General features: G+C 71.0%; 13 protein-coding genes. 7 read left to right on the top strand and 6 right to left on the bottom strand.

Annotated features, from left to right (window positions below; translation table 11 throughout):
• Nucleotides 1-56 precede the first annotated feature (56 nt).
• The 3 genes from IE258_RS32735 to IE258_RS32725 all read left to right on the top strand — a co-directional run bounded on the left by IE258_RS32735 (nucleotide 57) and on the right by IE258_RS32725 (nucleotide 3,642).
• Complete coding sequence (locus tag IE258_RS32735; protein ID WP_189749360.1) at nucleotides 57-1,535, top strand: glutamate-cysteine ligase family protein; 1,479 nt, start codon at nucleotides 57-59, stop codon at nucleotides 1,533-1,535.
• A gap of 40 nt (nucleotides 1,536-1,575) precedes the next feature.
• Nucleotides 1,576-2,409 carry a class II glutamine amidotransferase gene (locus tag IE258_RS32730; protein WP_159328288.1) on the top strand — a complete coding sequence of 278 codons (834 nt, stop codon included), beginning with the start codon at nucleotides 1,576-1,578 and terminating at the stop codon, nucleotides 2,407-2,409.
• A gap of 294 nt (nucleotides 2,410-2,703) precedes the next feature.
• Entirely contained in the window at nucleotides 2,704-3,642 is a 939-nt protein-coding gene (locus tag IE258_RS32725; protein ID WP_189749359.1) for a TauD/TfdA dioxygenase family protein, read from the top strand.
• Nucleotides 3,643-3,693: 51 nt separating this feature from the next.
• Here the strand turns inward: IE258_RS32725 and IE258_RS32720 are convergent, their stop codons facing one another.
• The 4 genes from IE258_RS32720 to IE258_RS32705 all read right to left on the bottom strand — a co-directional run bounded on the left by IE258_RS32720 (nucleotide 3,694) and on the right by IE258_RS32705 (nucleotide 8,829).
• The gene (locus tag IE258_RS32720; protein WP_189749358.1) at nucleotides 3,694-5,517 is read right to left on the bottom strand and encodes a glycoside hydrolase family 2 protein; all 1,824 of its coding nucleotides are present in this window, start codon (nucleotides 5,515-5,517) and stop codon (nucleotides 3,694-3,696) included.
• A gap of 67 nt (nucleotides 5,518-5,584) precedes the next feature.
• A complete protein-coding gene (locus tag IE258_RS32715; RefSeq protein ID WP_189749357.1) occupies nucleotides 5,585-6,484 on the bottom strand; it encodes a carbohydrate ABC transporter permease in 900 nt (299 codons plus the stop codon).
• 2 nt (nucleotides 6,485-6,486) lie between these two features.
• The gene (locus tag IE258_RS32710) at nucleotides 6,487-7,431 is read right to left on the bottom strand and encodes a carbohydrate ABC transporter permease (protein WP_189749356.1); all 945 of its coding nucleotides are present in this window, start codon (nucleotides 7,429-7,431) and stop codon (nucleotides 6,487-6,489) included.
• 21 nt (nucleotides 7,432-7,452) lie between these two features.
• The gene (locus IE258_RS32705; RefSeq protein ID WP_189749354.1) at nucleotides 7,453-8,829 is read right to left on the bottom strand and encodes an extracellular solute-binding protein; all 1,377 of its coding nucleotides are present in this window, start codon (nucleotides 8,827-8,829) and stop codon (nucleotides 7,453-7,455) included.
• 135 nt (nucleotides 8,830-8,964) lie between these two features.
• On the opposite strand from IE258_RS32705, the gene IE258_RS32700 reads away from it, so the two are divergent.
• On the top strand, nucleotides 8,965-10,008 hold the full coding sequence (locus IE258_RS32700; protein ID WP_189749353.1) for a LacI family DNA-binding transcriptional regulator: 1,044 nt from the start codon (nucleotides 8,965-8,967) through the stop codon (nucleotides 10,006-10,008).
• A gap of 30 nt (nucleotides 10,009-10,038) precedes the next feature.
• On the opposite strand, the gene IE258_RS32695 is transcribed toward IE258_RS32700, so the two are convergent.
• Nucleotides 10,039-11,520 carry a family 43 glycosylhydrolase gene (locus IE258_RS32695; protein WP_189749351.1) on the bottom strand — a complete coding sequence of 494 codons (1,482 nt, stop codon included), beginning with the start codon at nucleotides 11,518-11,520 and terminating at the stop codon, nucleotides 10,039-10,041.
• Nucleotides 11,521-11,736: 216 nt separating this feature from the next.
• Here IE258_RS32695 and IE258_RS32690 point away from each other — a divergent pair, with 216 nt between their 5' ends.
• The 3 genes from IE258_RS32690 to IE258_RS32680 all read left to right on the top strand — a co-directional run bounded on the left by IE258_RS32690 (nucleotide 11,737) and on the right by IE258_RS32680 (nucleotide 14,810).
• The gene (locus IE258_RS32690) at nucleotides 11,737-13,224 is read left to right on the top strand and encodes an NCS1 family nucleobase:cation symporter-1 (RefSeq protein ID WP_189749350.1); all 1,488 of its coding nucleotides are present in this window, start codon (nucleotides 11,737-11,739) and stop codon (nucleotides 13,222-13,224) included.
• An 84-nt stretch (nucleotides 13,225-13,308) separates the two neighbouring features.
• The gene (locus IE258_RS32685; protein ID WP_189749349.1) at nucleotides 13,309-14,034 is read left to right on the top strand and encodes an aspartate/glutamate racemase family protein; all 726 of its coding nucleotides are present in this window, start codon (nucleotides 13,309-13,311) and stop codon (nucleotides 14,032-14,034) included.
• A 125-nt stretch (nucleotides 14,035-14,159) separates the two neighbouring features.
• Entirely contained in the window at nucleotides 14,160-14,810 is a 651-nt protein-coding gene (locus tag IE258_RS32680) for a GntR family transcriptional regulator (protein ID WP_159328297.1), read from the top strand.
• On the opposite strand, the gene IE258_RS32675 is transcribed toward IE258_RS32680, so the two are convergent.
• The gene (locus tag IE258_RS32675; RefSeq protein ID WP_189749348.1) at nucleotides 14,807-15,598 is read right to left on the bottom strand and encodes an AraC family transcriptional regulator; all 792 of its coding nucleotides are present in this window, start codon (nucleotides 15,596-15,598) and stop codon (nucleotides 14,807-14,809) included. The two genes, IE258_RS32680 and IE258_RS32675, sit on opposite strands and share 4 nt — an antisense overlap.
• Nucleotides 15,599-15,640: the final 42 nt, after the last annotated feature.

Raw genomic sequence — 15,640 nt, 5'->3', positions numbered from 1 at the left:
GGTGGTGCGACGCTGGGACGGAGGAGCGTCCGAGGAAGGCAACCCCGGGAGGACCGATGGGACGGGACGTCCCGGCGCTGGTCTTCACCCGCGAGGACCGCCGCCGGTACCGGATCAAGATGCAGGAGTGCCTGGAGGCCTTCGCGCAGATGCTGCGCGAGTCCCGGTTCGAGACCGAGCGGCCCCAGGTCGGCCTGGAGATCGAGCTGAACCTGGTCGACGACCGGGGCGAACCGGCGATGCGCAACAGCGACGCCCTCGAAGCGATCGCGGACCCCGCCTGGTCCACCGAGCTGGGCCGGTTCAACCTGGAGATCAACATCCCGCCCCGGCAGCTGACGGCGGGCGGCCCCGACGCCTGGGAGACCGAGATCCGTGCTGCCCTGAACCATGCCGAGGACCGCGCCGCGTCGGTCGGCGCCCACCTGATCATGGTCGGCACCCTGCCCACACTGCGCCAGTCGGACGTGGGCGAGGCGGCCCTGTCGGAGAACCCGCGCTACCGACTGCTCAACGACCAGGTGTTCGCCGCCCGGGGCGAGGACCTGCACATCGAGGTGGACGGCGTCGACCGCCTGCGGACCTACGCCGACACGATCACACCCGAGGCCGCCTGCACCAGCACCCAGTTCCACCTCCAGGTCGCCCCGGAGGAGTTTCCCGACTACTGGAACGCCGCACAGGCCATCGCCGGTGTCCAGGTCGCCCTCGCGGCCAACTCGCCCTTCCTGCTCGGCAAGGAACTGTGGCACGAGAGCCGCATCCCCCTGTTCGAACAGGCCACCGACACCCGGCCGCAGGAGATCAAGGCCCAGGGGGTCAGGCCCCGGGTGTGGTTCGGGGAGCGCTGGATCAACAGCGTCTTCGACCTGTTCGAGGAGAACCTGCGCTACTTCCCGGCGCTGCTGCCGCTGTGCGACGAACAGGACCCCGCCGCGACCCTCGACCGCGGCGACATCCCGGAACTGGGCGAACTCACCCTCCACAACGGCACCATCTACCGCTGGAACCGGCCCGTCTACGCGGTCGCCCACGACAAACCGCACGTGCGCGTGGAGAACCGGGTCCTGCCCGCGGGCCCGACCGTCGCCGACACCCTCGCCAACGGCGCCTTCTACTACGGGCTCACCCGGGCCCTGGTGGAGGAGGAACGGCCGGTCTGGTCGCGGATGTCCTTCTCGGTCGCCGAGGACAACCTGCACACCGCCGCCCGGCACGGCATCGAGGCACACCTGTACTGGCCCGGAGTGGGCGAGGTGACGGTGCCCGAACTGGTCCTGCGCCGACTGCTGCCGCTGGCGCACCGGGGACTGGAGCTGTCGGGCATGGACTCCGCCTGGCGGGAGCCGCTGCTCGGCATCATCGAGCAGCGGTGCGTCACCGGCCGCAACGGCGCGGTCTGGCAGAAGGAGATGTTCCACCACATCGACGCCGGCGCCCGGCCCGGCCGCCACGAGGCGCTGCGCAGGATGACCCAGCAGTACATGGACTACATGCACCTCAACGCCCCGGTGCACACCTGGCCGGTCGACTGACGTCCGGGGCGCCCGAGGCCGCTAGGGAGGCGACGGAGCGATGTGCCGATGGCTCGCCTACTCCGGGACACCCGTGCTCCTGGAGACCCTGCTCTACCAGCCCGAGCACTCGCTCATCGACCAGAGTCTGCACGCCCGCATGGGCGTCGAGACGACGAACGGGGACGGGTTCGGCGTCGGCTGGTTCGGGCCTGAGATGACGACCCCCGCGATCGTCCGGGAGATCGGGCCGGCCTGGAGCAACCGCAACCTGCGGGAGATCGCGAGCCATGTCCGCTCGCCCCTGTTCTTCGCGCACATCCGGGCCTCCACGGGCAGCCCCGTGCAGCAGACCAACTGCCACCCGTTCCGCCACGGCCGGTGGATGTGGATGCACAACGGCGCGATCGCCGAGTTCCACCGGCTGCGCCGGGACCTCGCCCTGGCCGTCGATCCGCGGCTGTACCTCGACATCGAGGGATCGACCGACTCGGAGATGATGTTCTATCTGGCGCTCACGCTCGGCCTGGAGGAGGACCCTCCCGGTGCCGTGGCCCGGATGGCGGGGCTGGTGGAGGAGATCGGCCACGAGCACGGCGTGGAGTTCCCGCTGCAGATGACGGTCGCCGTGACCGACGGACACCGCCTGTGGGCCTTCCGCTACTCCAGCCAGGCCCAGTCGCGCTCGCTCTACTACAGCAGCCGGGTGGAGAGCCTGCGCGCGCTGCATCCCTCGTTGCCGTTCCTCAGGGAAGCGTCCGACAGCACCCGCCTGATCGTTTCGGAGCCCCTGGGCGACCTGCCCGGCGTGTGGAACAAGGTGCCCGAGAACAGCTACGGCGTCGTCCAGCCGGAGGGGGACGACCTGCTCCCCTTCGTTCCGCGTCAACCGTGACCCTGTTGACACGGACGGGCGAAGATCACACAATCGGTGTCATGACCACACACCGGTTCGGCACCATCGCGGAGTGTCCCCGCGTGCCCGAGCGGACCGGCTGTGAGCGTTCCGGCCTCTAACGGCCTTCCTCGTACCGACCGTCCGACGCCCGTCGCGTCGTAGTCCGTCGGCCTTCTCTCCGGTCCACGGCCCGGAGCACCCGCAGCACCTCGTTTCCCCGGCCGCTCGGCGGTGGTCCCGCGCCGTCCCCGGCCGGATCTCACGCGTACGTCATACAAGGGGAGGACTCCCATGTCCGTCACGTCCGTCGGTCCGAGCACCGTCCTGCGCCCAGCACGCATCCCGGGGGACGGGATCTACGAGGGCCGGCGCATCCTGCGCCGCCTGCCGGAGGGATGGCAGGACCGGCCCTACGAACACTTCGAGGTCGTCCCGCAGGCGCGCACCATCGGCGCCGAGCTGCGGGGCGTCGACCTCTCGCGCCCGCTCACCCCCGTGCTGCGCGAGGAGTTGAACCGCGCCCTGCTGGAGTGGAAGGTGCTGTTCTTCCGCGCCCAGCACCTCACGTCCGCCGAGCAGCGCGACTTCGCCCGCAACTGGGGCGAGTTGGAGACCAACCCGCTGCTCGCCGCCGGTTCCAGCGACGACGTCGTCCGGTTCGACAAGGGCGCCGGGGCCGCACCGACGTACGAGAACGTGTGGCACACCGATGTCACCTTCCGCGAGCGCCCCGCCCTCGGCGCGGTGCTCCAGCTGCGCGAGGTGCCGCCGTTCGGCGGGGACACGATGTGGGCGGACATGGCGGCGGCCTACGACAACCTGCCCCCGGAGGTGAAGGACCGCATCGACGGCGCCCGGGCGGTGCACGACTTCATCCCGGGCTTCGCGCGGTTCTACGGGACCGAGCGGCTGCTGCCGCACCAGGACCTGTTCCCGCCCGTGGAGCACCCGGTCGTGCGCACGCATCCGGAGACGGGGCGGCGCATGCTGTTCGTCAACACGTCCTTCACCACGCACATCACCGGCCTGGACCGCGACGAGAGCGACCGGCTGCTGCGCTTCCTGTTCCAGCAGGCGCACGTGCCGGAGTACCAGGTGCGCTGGCGCTGGCAGCCCGGTGACATCGCCTTCTGGGACAACCGGGCCACACAGCACTACGCGGTGGGTGACTACGGGTCCGAGCGCCGGGTCGCCGAGCGCGTCGCCGTCGAGGGCGACCGGCCGTTCTGATCCCCCGGGTACGGGGCCGGAGGCGGGGATGCGCCTCCGGCCCCGGCCTCGTTACCGGGCGTCCGGCTCCTCGATGGCCGCGGGGCGCAGCTGGGCGTCGCGGACGCGGGCGACGTCGAGCTTCTCGCTCCGGTCGAAGCGGTAGATGCCGTTCTGCTCCTGGAAGACGTCGGTCAACTGGGTGTAGCAGTAGCCGAACATGTCGCGGTCGCCGAGCAGGACCTCGGTGAGGCCGCTGAACCGTTCGTGGAACTCGTCCTCGCCCCGGACGCGTTCCCCGTAGCCCCAGGAGACGGTGCGGTCCTCGCCGGAACGGTCGGCGGCCGCCTGAGGGTCCCACCAGATGCCGCCGAACTCGCTGACGAAGTACGGCTGGCCGCGGTAGGGCTGGGAGTAGGCGGCCCCGCTCTCATGGGCGTTGACGTAGGGCGCGTCCTTGGCGAGGCCGGACATCAACTGCCGGAAGGCGGCGGGGTCCTGTTCGTAGTTGTGGGAGTCGTAGATGTCGGTCTCGGCGACCCGGTGGGCGTAGCCGGAGGCGTCGACGACGGGGCGGGTGGTGTCCATGGCCTTGGTGGCCAGGAACATCGCCCGGGTCACGTCGTCGAGTTGGGTGACCCGGTCGTGCAGCTTCTGGTAGGTCTCGTTCAGCGGGCACCAGCCGATGATCGAGGGGTGCGAGTAGTCGCGTTCCAGCGCCTCCAGCCACTGGGCGACGTAGGAGGCGTCGGGCTTCTGGTTGTCGCCGGAGGAGCCGCCCGTCTCGCAGCCCCAGTCGCCGAACTCGCCCCAGACCAGGTAGCCGAGGCGGTCGGCGTGGTGGAGGAAGCGCTCCTCGAAGACCTTCTGGTGCAGCCGGGCCCCGTTGAACCCGGCCGCCATGGCCAGCTCGATGTCCCGTACCAGGGCCTCGTCGGTGGGTGCGGTCATCAGCCCGTCCGGGTACCAGCCCTGGTCGAGGACGAGGCGCTGGAAGACGGGGCGGCCGTTGAGCAGGACGGCCTTGCCGCGCAGTCCCACCGCGCGCAGTCCCGCGTAACTCTCCGCGCTGTCGACCACCTGGCCCGCTGCGTCGAGCAGTTCGAGACGCAGGTCGTACAGGTGGGGGTCGTCCGGGCCCCACTCGCGCCGCCGCTCGTCCGGGACCGGCAGGTGCAGGCGCGGGGCGAGGTCCAGGTCGGCGCGGGCCTCGGCGCGGCTCACCTCGCCGTCGGCGTCGCTGAGGACGGCGCGCACCCGGTGGCCCGGGCGGTTGCCGGACAGGGGCAGTTCGAGGTGGAAGGCGGAGCCGGCCAGGTCGGGGGTGATCCGCGGGCGCCGCAGGTGCGCGACGGGTACGGGCTCCAGCCAGACGGTCTGCCAGATGCCAGTTACGCGGGTGTAGTTGCAGTCGTGGTTGGCGTACTTGATCGCCTGCTTGCCGCGGGCCTGCGGGCCGGACTTGGGGTCGCGGGCCCGGACGGTGATGACGACCTCCTCCCCCGCGCCGGCGATGTCGCCGAGGTCGGCGGTGAAGGGCGTGAAGCCGCCGCGGTGCCGGGCGACCTCCTTGCCGTCGGCCCACACGGTGGTGTCGTGGTCGACGGCGCCGAAGTGCAGCAGTACGCGGCGTCCGGCCCAGGCGGCGGGCAGGGTGAGGGCCCGCCGGTACCAGACGGCCTCCAGGAAGTCGGTGTCGCCGATGCCGGACAGCTCGGACTCGGGCGGGAAGGGGACGAGGATCTCGTCGCGCAGCTCGCGGTCGAGCAGACCGCGTTCGAGGCCGCTGTCCCCCCGGTCGGTCTCGAACTGCCAGGCGCCGTTCAGGTTGAGCCAGTCGCGGCGCACGAACTGCGGTCGCGGGTACTCCGGGCGCGGTACGGAGTGAGTGGGCACACATGCTCCAGTCGATCGGTGGGCCGGACGCGCGAACGCCGGGCCCGTGGGTACAGCCGGGTTGGGTTCAGGAGCCGCCGAGGCCGGTGGTGGCCACGGAGTTGACGATGCGGCGCTGGAAGAGCAGGAAGACCACGATCAGTGGCAGCGCCGCGAGCAGCGCGGAGGCCATGGACTGCGCGTACTGGATGCCGTAGGCGTCCTTCACGGTGGCCAGGCCCACCGGGAGGGTCATCAGGTCCGGGTCGTTGGTCACGATGAACGGCCACATGAAGTTGTTCCAGGCGCCGATGAAGACGAAGATCGCCACCGCGGCCACGATCGGCCGTGAGAGCGGCAGCACGATCGACCGGAAGACCCGGAACTCGGAGGCGCCGTCGATCCGGGCCGCCTCCTCCAGCTCCCTGGGGATGGCGTCGAAGAACCGCTTGAGGATGAAGACCATCATCGGCGCGACGACCTGGGGCAGGATGACCGCCGCGTAGGTGTCGACCAGGTTGAACAGGGTCATCTGGTCGAACAGCGGCACGACGAGCAGCTGCGGCGGGACCATGATGGCGGCGACGGTGACGCCGAGCAGTGCCTTGCGGCCGCGGAAGGTGCCGCGCGAGAAGCCGTACGCGGCGAGGGTGGAGACCGCGACGGTGATCAGCGTGACCAGGGCGGAGATCAGGAAGCTGTTGAAGGCCCAGACGGTGACGTTCCCGCGTTCCAGGATCTGCTGGTAGGCGTCCAGGGTGAAGGCGCCCTTGAAGGGGGAGAGACCGGTGGTGTTGATGTCCTCCTCGCTCTGCAGCGAGGTGACGACCGCCCATACGAACGGCACCAGCCAGACGACGGCGAGGACGACGAGCGCGGTCCCGGCCAGGACGCGGGGCAGCCTTCCATGGCCGAGGAGCAGGGGTGAGCCGGCTGCTTCGCGGGGTGGACGGCGCCGGGCACGGAGGGTGGTGGCGGTTGCGGACACGGTCAGTCCTCCCGGCGGAAGAGGCGGAGCTGCACGAGCGAGACGAGGACGATCAGGGCGAAGAAGAGGTACGAGACGGCGGAGGCGTAGCCGAGGCGGTAGCCCGTGAAGCCCACGTCGTAGACGTACTCCAGGACCGGGCGGGTGGACCCGTTGGGTCCGCCCTTGGTGAGGATGTAGATCTGGTCGAAGACCTTGAGGGAGGCCAGGATCTGGAGCATGGCGACCAGCCCGGTGGTCCGGCGCAGTTGCGGCAGGGTGATGGACCACAGGCGGCGCCAGGCGCCGGCCCCGTCGAGTGCCGCCGCCTCGTCGAAGGTGGTGGGCAGGGACTGGAGCGCCGCGAGGTAGAGCAGGAAGTTGAAGCCGACCGTCCACCAGACGGTGAGGGCGGCCACCGACCACATGGCGACGGCCTCGTCGGACAGCCAGCCGACCGGTGCCATGCCGAGGGCGTCCAGGAGCTGGTTGGCCATGCCCAGTTCGGGCTGGTAGAGCCAGGTCCAGATCATGGTCACGACGGTCACGGGCAGCAGGTAGGGCGCGAAGAACGACAGGCGCCACGCCCACTGCCCGGCGAGCCCGCTGTGCACCAGCAGGGCCATCGCGAGCGCGACCAGCACCAGCGGGACGCTGGAGACGACGGTGAAGAAGACGGTGTTGCCGAGGCTGCTCCACACGTCCGGGTCGCCGAACGCCTCGGTGTAGTTGTCGAAGCCGACGAAGCTCGTGTCGCGCAGGGCGAGGGAGCTGTCGGTGAAGCTCATCCAGAGCCCCTGCACGATCGGCCAGACCATGAAGAGGCCGAACACGAGCAGGAACGGCAGGACGAACACGAGTCCGTTGCCGGTGCGTATGCGGCCGAGCGCGGTGCGGCGGCGGACGTCCGCCTCAGCCGCGGGCGAACCGGTCTGCTCCTCGGCGCCGAGGGGTGCGGTGGTGGTCATGTCGGTCACTCCTTTCGCTGGTCAGGCCACCGGGTTGGGCTGCCGCAGCAGGGTGTCCGCCTCGCGGACCATCTGCCGCACCGCCTTCTCGGGGGTGGTGTTGCCCAGCAGCGCCGACTGGAGCGGCTGGCACATCCGGTTCTGGAAGTTGGAACCGGCGCCCGCGAACCAGTTGGGCGGGTCGAGCACCGCCACCTTCGCGGCGTCGGCGTAGGAGGACTGGGGGTCGAGTGCCGCGTACTCGGGCTCCGCGAGGACGGGCTGGTAGGCGGGGATGTGTCCGGCGCCCGCCCAGGTGAGGCTCTGCTTGAGTATCTGCGCGACGTAGCGGTGGGCCTCGCGGCGCCGGGCCGGGTCGGGGCTGTCCTGGTGCGGGAGGACGAAGCTGTGGCTGTCGGTGTAGACGGCCGGCTTCTCGAAGACCTGCGGGAAGGGCGCGGCGCCCAGCTCCATGCCGGACTTCTTCAGCGTCGGCAGCTCCCACTCGCCGAGCATGGCCATGCCGCCGCGTCCGCTGCTGAAGGCGGCCAGCGCACCGTTGTAGTCCAGGTTGTTGGGGTTGGTCTTCCCGTCGAAGAGCCGGGTCATGAGGGTCACGACGCGTACGGCGGCGTCGACGTCGATCTTCGGGGGACCGCCGTCCGGCAGGTCGAACGAGGCGCCGGTCTGCGCGTAGAGACCGGCGAACAGACGCCAGTTCTGTGCCGTGTCGGTGACGTGGCCGAACAGGATGCCAGCTTCCCCGGTCGCCTCGGCGAGTGCCCTGCCCGCCTCCAGGAGCGCCTCGGGCGAGCCCATGGGGGCCAGTTCGCCGGAGGTGTCCAGGAGCCCGGCCCGATCGGCGGCCTTCTTGTCGTAGAACACGATGAAGGGGTGGACGTCCAGCGGGATGGCGTAGACGGTCCCCTCGTGCTGCGTGCGCGACCACACGGCCGGGGTGAAGTCCTTGTCCGTCACGCCGTACTCGGCGAGCAGGTCCAGGTCGAAGGCGTCCACAAGGCCGCCGGGGGCGTAGCCGGCCAGCCGGGACAGGTGCATGGCGGCCACGTCGGAGGCCCGGCCGCCGGCCGCGGACATGGCGAGCTTGGTGTAGTACGAGGGGCCCCAGTCCAGGATCGTCCGGTCGACGTCGAAGCCCTCGGCTCCGCCGGCCCCGTTGGACACGGCCTCGATCATCTCGTCCATCAGCATGCCGTCGCCGCCCTGGAAGAGGTCCCAGACACTCAGGTCGGACGCCCCGGAGGCCGAGGCCGGTGAGGCGCAGCCGGACAGCAGCGGGCCCCCGGCGAGCAGGGCTCCGGCCCCGGCCACGGCGTTGCGCAGCAGCCGGCGGCGGCTGGGGCGGCGGACCGGGGCGGACACGGCCGGCGCCCCCTGGGCAGGCAGACGGGAACTCATCGCGGACCTTTCGACGGCCGGAGCTCATGCGGTGGCTAGTTTTTACATCGATGTACATTGGCTGTAAAGAGCTGAGGCCGTTGATCGGCCCGGGGACATAGACTCGGGCAGCGCGAAAGAGGCAGGGAGGTCTCGGTGGCACGGCCCAGGATCAAGGACGTCGCACGTCATGCGGGCGTTTCGGAGAAGACGGTGTCCAATGTCATCAACGACTACGCCCATGTCTCCGACCGGACCAGGCAGGTGGTCCGCGAGGCCATCGAACACCTCGGCTACCGGGTGAATCTGGCCGGGCGTCACCTGCGCAAGGGCCGGACCGGCATCATCGCGCTCGTCGTCCCGGAGCTGGACATACCGTACTTCGCGGAGCTGGCCCGGCATGTCATCCGCGAGGCCGAGGAGCGGTCCCTGACGGTCCTCATCCACCAGTCCGGGGCGGACCGCGCCCACGAGCTGGCGGCGCTGGCCGGGTTCGGCTCGACGTTCGTGGACGGGATCATCCTCAGTCCGCTCGCGCTGACCGCCGACGACCTGCGGGACCGCACGGGCTTCCCGCCCACCGTGCTGCTCGGGGAGCTGCTGGAGGAGGGCGCCGACCACGTGGCCATCGACAACGAGGGTGCCGCACGCGAGGCGACCCGTCATCTGATCGGGCTCGGGCGCCGCACGATCCTCGCCGTCGGCGGGCGCGACGACTCGGGTCTGGGCACGGCCGAGGCCCGCACCCGGGGCTACCGTGCCGCTCTGGCGGAGGCGGGCATCGCCTACGATCCGGCCGCGCTGCTGCCGGTCGGCTCCTTCCGGATGCCCGACGGCGCGCGGGCCGTGGCGCGGGCGTTGGAGGAGGGTGCGCGGCCCGACGCGCTGCTCTGCCTCAACGACCAGCTGGCGCTGGGTGCGTTGCGCGCCCTGCACGAGCGCGGGGTCTCGGTGCCCGCGGACGTCGCCGTGATCGGCTTCGACGACGTGGAGGGCGGCAGGTTCAGCGTCCCGACGCTGAGCACGGTGGCGCCGGACAAGGCGGCGGTGGCCAAGGTCGCCGTGCAGCTGCTCCAGCACCGCATCGAGGAGGCGACGGCGCCGGAGGGTGCCGTGTCGAGTGTGCAGGCGCCCCAGGACCGCATGGTGGCCCACCGGCTCGTCCTGCGGGAGAGCACGGAGGGCCACGCGCGGCGCTGATGTTCCGGTCGGCCGGCTGAGCGCTCCGGGTCAGTTCGTGTAGACCTCGGCCCGGTCGACGCTCACGAAGGACGCCCCGGACTGGGAGTTGTGCTCGCCCGTGACCCGGATCCGCAGGGTGTGGCTGCCGTTCGCCAGCCGCGGGCTCACGTACTGCACCGCCTCACCGACGCGGATCGAGTGGTGGAAGTCCACCCGCTGCTCGGGGCCGCCGTCGATGCTGATCCCCGCGTAGCCGTTGCCGGTGTCCTTGACGGAGAGCAGCACGATCCGGGTGCCCGTGAAGGAGAAGGTGGCCGTGGCACCGGCCCGGTCGCTCCAGTGGTCGTCGCTCCAGAAGCACTGCGCGGCACAGCCGGTGCCCGAGTTCCAGGCGCCGGTGTAGGCGACGCGGCCGGGGCCGCTGGAACGGCCGTCGTCGTTGATCCAGTAGTTGCCCGAGCCGGGATCCCCGGAGGGCAGGTCCTGGGTGGCGCCCATCGCGAGCGGGCGGCCGAAGTCGGGGCTGCCGTCGGCCCGCCAGGTGAACTTCTGCGCCCGGGTGGTGCGGTTGGTGTAGGTGTTCACCGACGTGGTCTTGGCGTGGTAGACGATCCAGTCCTCGGTCCCGTCCGGGGGCGTGAAGAAGGCGTGGTGCCCCGGTCCGAAGACGCCCCGGTCGTCGGCCCGGGAGAAGACGGCGCCCTGGTGCTGACGCCAGTTGCCCGGCACCAGCGGGTCGGCGTCGAGCGGCATCGACATCATCCAGACCTGGTAGTCCGGTTTGCCGGTGTCGCAGGTGGAGTACGTCATCCAGACCCGGCCGTTCCGGTAGAGGAACTCGGGTCCCTCCCGCACCTCGGGGCAGCCACCCGCGGCATTGATCGCGACCGCGTCGCCGGAGACGGTGTACGGGTTGGACATCGGGGCGATGTTGATCCCGTTGTGCTGGTACTGGTTGATGCCGCTGTAGGCGAGGTAGAGCCGGCCCCCGAGCCGGAGGATGCCCGCGTCGATGGCGAAGTCGTCGGCGTGGTTGGGCGGGGCGAGCTTGGCCTTGAAGTGGTACGGGCCGGTGGGGTCGTCGCGCTCCGATTCCAGGACGTACAGCCGGTGGTGGTCGTCGACGCCGTCGTCGGCCGTGTAGTAGAGGTACCAGCGGTCGCCGAAACGGTAGAACTCCGGGGCCCAGATATTGCGGTTGCGGGACGGGTCGGTGTCGGTCCACACGGTGACCGGGTCCGCGGCCGCCAGGGTCCCCAGGGACGGGGAGCGCCACATCCTGATGCTGCCGCCCTGGGTGGTGGTGAGGTAGTAGTCGCCCTTCCAGTGCGTCATGAAGGGGTCGGGCCCGCTGTTGAGCGGGTTGCGGAAGGCGCCTGCCGCCAAGGTGTGGGCGCGGGGTTCGGCTGCCGCAGAGGCCGCGGCGGTGGGTCCGGTGAGCGCGGGCAGCAGGCCCACGACCAGTCCCAGGAGGGCGGCGAGGAGCGGACCGAGGCGGGCGCGGGGACGGTGTGCGGGGCTGGGAAGCACGTGGGGGTCCTTTCCCGGGGCCTTTACATCGATGTAATGACGGGGCGTCACGGTAGGGACGGCGCCGGGGACTGTCAACAGGGCCAAAAATGGTATTCCATTTACGGCAGACCTCTTGACGGTGCGGTTTGGCGAAAACTACGTTCTGTTCACCGGAAAGCAGCTTCCGCTTTGTGAAACTCTCCAACTCCCCGCACCTGATCCCAGGAGTCCCGTATGACTGCCCTGGAAGACCGCCGCTCGTCCGACCGGACCGGCGACACCGCCACCAGCTCCGGCCTCTACACGTACGACCTCGCCCCGACGAAGCGGGAAGGGCGCCGCTGGGGCGCCTACAACGTCTTCACGCTCTGGGCCAACGACGTGCACAGCCTGGGCAATTACGCCTTCGCCATCGGACTGTTCGCCCTCGGGCTGAACGTGTGGGGCATCCTCGCGGCCTTCGCGCTCGCCTCGGTCCTCCTCTTCCTGCTGCTCACGCTCTCCGGCTTCATGGGCCACAAGACCGGCGTCCCGTTCCCCGTCATGAGCCGCATCGCCTTCGGCATCACGGGAGCGAAGATTCCGGCCGCCGTCCGCGGCGCCGTGGCCATCGCCTGGTTTGGTATCCAGACCTATCTGGCGTCGGCCGTGCTGAGCGCACTGCTGGTGGCCATGTTCCCCTCCCTGGCCTCCCTGGACACCAACTCCCTGCTCGGCCAGTCGACGCTCGGCTGGATCACCTTCCTGGTGCTGTGGGCCCTCCAGGTGCTCATCGTCAGCTACGGGATGCAGATGATCCGCCGGTACATGGCCTTCGCCGCGCCCACCACACTGCTGACCATGTGCGCCCTCGCGGTGTGGATGTTCGTCCGCGCCGACGGGTCGGTCTCCGTGTCCGTCGACGCCCCGCTCACCGGCGGCGCGATGTGGCTCCAGGTGCTCCAGGCCGCCGCCCTGTGGGTGGTGATCTACGGGACGTTCGTGCTCAACTTCTGCGACTTCACCCGGTCGGCGCGCAGTCGCGGCTCCATCGTCCGGGGCAACGTGATCGGCATCCCGGTGAACATGCTCTTCTTCGCCGTCATCGTGGCCGTGCTCAGCGGAGCCCAGTTCACCCTCGACGGGCGGGTGATCACCAGTCCGACGGACATCGTCAGGACGATCCCCAACATGTTCCTGCTGGCCGTCGCCTCGCTGTGCCTCATCGCCCTCACGGTGGCGGTGAACCTGCTGGCCAACTTCGTGGCGCCGATCTACGCCCTGGTCAACCTCTTCCCGCACCGGCTGGACTTCCGCCGCGCGGGCCTGGTGAGCGCCGTCCTCGGCCTGGTGATCACGCCCTGGAACCTCTACAACAGCCCGGTCGTCGTGAACTACTTCCTCGGCGGACTCGGCGCGCTGCTCGGCCCCCTGTTCGGCGTGATCATGGCGGACTACTGGCTGCTGCGCAGGTCGCGGGTGAACGTACCGGCCCTCTACACCGAGGACGCGGGCGCCGAGTACCACTACCGGCGCGGCTACAACCCGCGGGCCGTCGCCGCCTTCCTCCCCAGCGCCGCGATCGCCGTCGTCGTCGCCCTCGTCCCCTTCTTCCACGCGGCGGCCGGGTTCTCCTGGTTCGTCGGAGCGATCATCGCCGCCGTGCTGTACGCGCTGATCGCGGACCGCGCCTCCCCGTTCCGCGACGTGGACGGCGAGTCCATCGCCGTCGCCGCGGAATAGCGCCGCACCACCACCGCCGCCACCCCGCCCCGTCGGCACACCCCGTCGGCACACCCCGTCCGAGCAGAAGGCCCAGGCCCACCCATGCGCATCCTCGTGGTCAACGTCAACACCACGCAGTCCATCACCGACGCGATCGGCAGGCAGGCGGCCGGCGCGGCCTCCCCCGGCACCGAGATCGTGCCGCTGACACCGGCCTTCGGCGCGGAGTCCGTGGAGGGCAACTACGAGAGCTACCTCGCCGCCGTCGCCGTGATGGAGGCGGTGCGCGCCCACCCGGAGCCGTTCGACGCGGTGATCCAGGCCGGTTACGGCGAGCACGGCCGGGAGGGACTCCAGGAGTTGCTCGACGTACCCGTCGTCGACATCACCGAGGCGGCGGCGAGCACCGCCCAGTACCTGGGCCGCCGCTACTCCGTCGTCACCACCCTCGACCGCACGGTCCCCCTGATCGAGGAGCGGCTGGCGGTGGCCGGACTGAGCGCCAGGTGTGCCTCCGTGCGGGCCAGCGGGCTCGCCGTGCTGGAGCTGGAGCGGGACGAGCAGGCCGCCGTGGACGCCATCACCGAGCAGGCCGCCCGTGCCGTCGAGGACGACCGGGCCGAAGTGATCTGCCTGGGCTGCGGAGGCATGGCGGGCCTCGCCGAACGGGTGGTGGAACGCACCGGTGTTCCCGTGGTCGACGGGGTCGCCGCAGCCGTGACGGTCGCCGAGTCCCTGGTCAGGCTCGGTCTGTCCACGTCCAAGGTGCGCACCTACGCCCGCCCGCGCCCCAAGCGGATCGTCAACTGGCCCCCGCAGGCGGGCTGACCCGTCGTCACGCCGTCCCGACCGGGCCGCCCGCCGGCCCCGGGGTATCCTGACGGGCCGCCCGACCGCCGCTCCGCACGGCGCGGTCGGCGGGCCGGGAACGGGTAGACAGACGAAGGACGGCGATGACTGCGTCAGGGGGCTTCACGCCCGAGTCCGAGCGGGTCACGCGGCGGTTGCGCGACGAGATCATCGACGGTGTGCGGGCCCCCGGCAGTCGCCTGGTCGAGCGGGAGCTGGCCGAGTCCCTCGGCGTCAGCCGGCTCCCGGTCCGCGAGGCGCTCAAGACCCTGGTGGCGGAGGGGCTGGTGACTCCGCGGCCACGGAGCTGGGCGGTGGTGCGGGAGTTCACCACGAGCGACATCGCCGACCTGGACGAGGTCCGCTCGGGCCTGGAGACCCTCGGGTTCCGGCTCGCCGCCCAGCGGCACACGCGGGAGGGGCTGGAGCGGCTGCGCGCGACGGTGGACGCCGAACTCGACGCGGCGCGCGCCGACGACGCCGTGCGGGCCCGCAGGGCGGCCGCCGACTTCCACGAGACCGTCGTCTCCCTGGCCGCCAACGAACTGCTCAACGAACTGGAGCGGGTGCTGCGCAGCCGGCTGCGCTGGCTCCTCGGCCAGCACGACGACCTGCTGGCCGTCGCCCTGGAACACGACGCCCTCTACCGGGCCATCGCGGCCCGCGACGTGGACCGCGTCCAGGAACTGGTCCTGCACCATCTGTCGACGAGCCGCAGCGCGGCACTGGGCCACCTGGCGCAGGAGCGCTCCTAGAGGCCCTCAGCCGGGGGTCGCCCCCGGTGGCCTTGGGCGAACCGGGACGGCGGGATGCCGAAGGTGCGGGTGAAGGCGGCGGTGAACGCGGCGGGAGAGGCGTAGCCGAGCCGGCCGCCGACCTCGCTGACCGAACCGGACCGCAGCAGCGGCACGGCCGCCAGCAGCCGGGCACGGCCCCGCCAGACGGCGGGACTGTCGCCCGTCTCGGCGCGGAAGCGCCGGGTGAAGGCGCGCTCGCTCATGTTCGTCCGCGCCGCCCACGCCGCGTTGGTGACCCCGGTGTCCGGCGCGGCCAGATACTCCCGGCACAGCGCCGCCAGGTCGGCACCGGCGGGGATGCGGACGTGGAACGGGAGCGGGGCGCGCGCCGCGATCTCGTGCAGGAGGAGGTCGGCGACGCTGCCGTCGCGGCCGGACAGGCTGTAGTCGGCCTCGAACTCGACGGCCGTCAGGAGCAGTTCGCGCAGCAACGGCGGCACGTCCACGACCGTGCAGGTGCCCGGCCACCACGGGACGGCGTCCGGGTCGATGTACAGGCTGCGGGTGCTCACGCCCAGCATCCGCACCCGGTGCCGGGTGGCGGCCGGGATCAGCACGGCGCGCTCGGGCGGCACGGTCCAGGTGCCGTCGTCGGTGTCGACCACCATGACTCCGGTCGCGCCGTACAGGAACTGCGCGCGCCGGTGCTCGTGCCAGTCCAGGACGTGTCCGGGCGGGTAGTCGGTGCCGATCGGCAGCACGGCCCGGTCCACGTGGTCGACGTCGGCCAGGGGGACGTTCTTCACCCGGTCACCCTACGGCCGTCCTGGCCGAGTCGCGAAGGAATG

It is taken from the genome of Streptomyces tendae (genome assembly GCF_014650435.1).
GTDB classification, from domain to species: domain Bacteria; phylum Actinomycetota; class Actinomycetes; order Streptomycetales; family Streptomycetaceae; genus Streptomyces; species Streptomyces tendae.
Note: the sequence above shows the minus strand (reverse complement) of the source record. Positions and strands in the feature narration are given on the sequence as shown.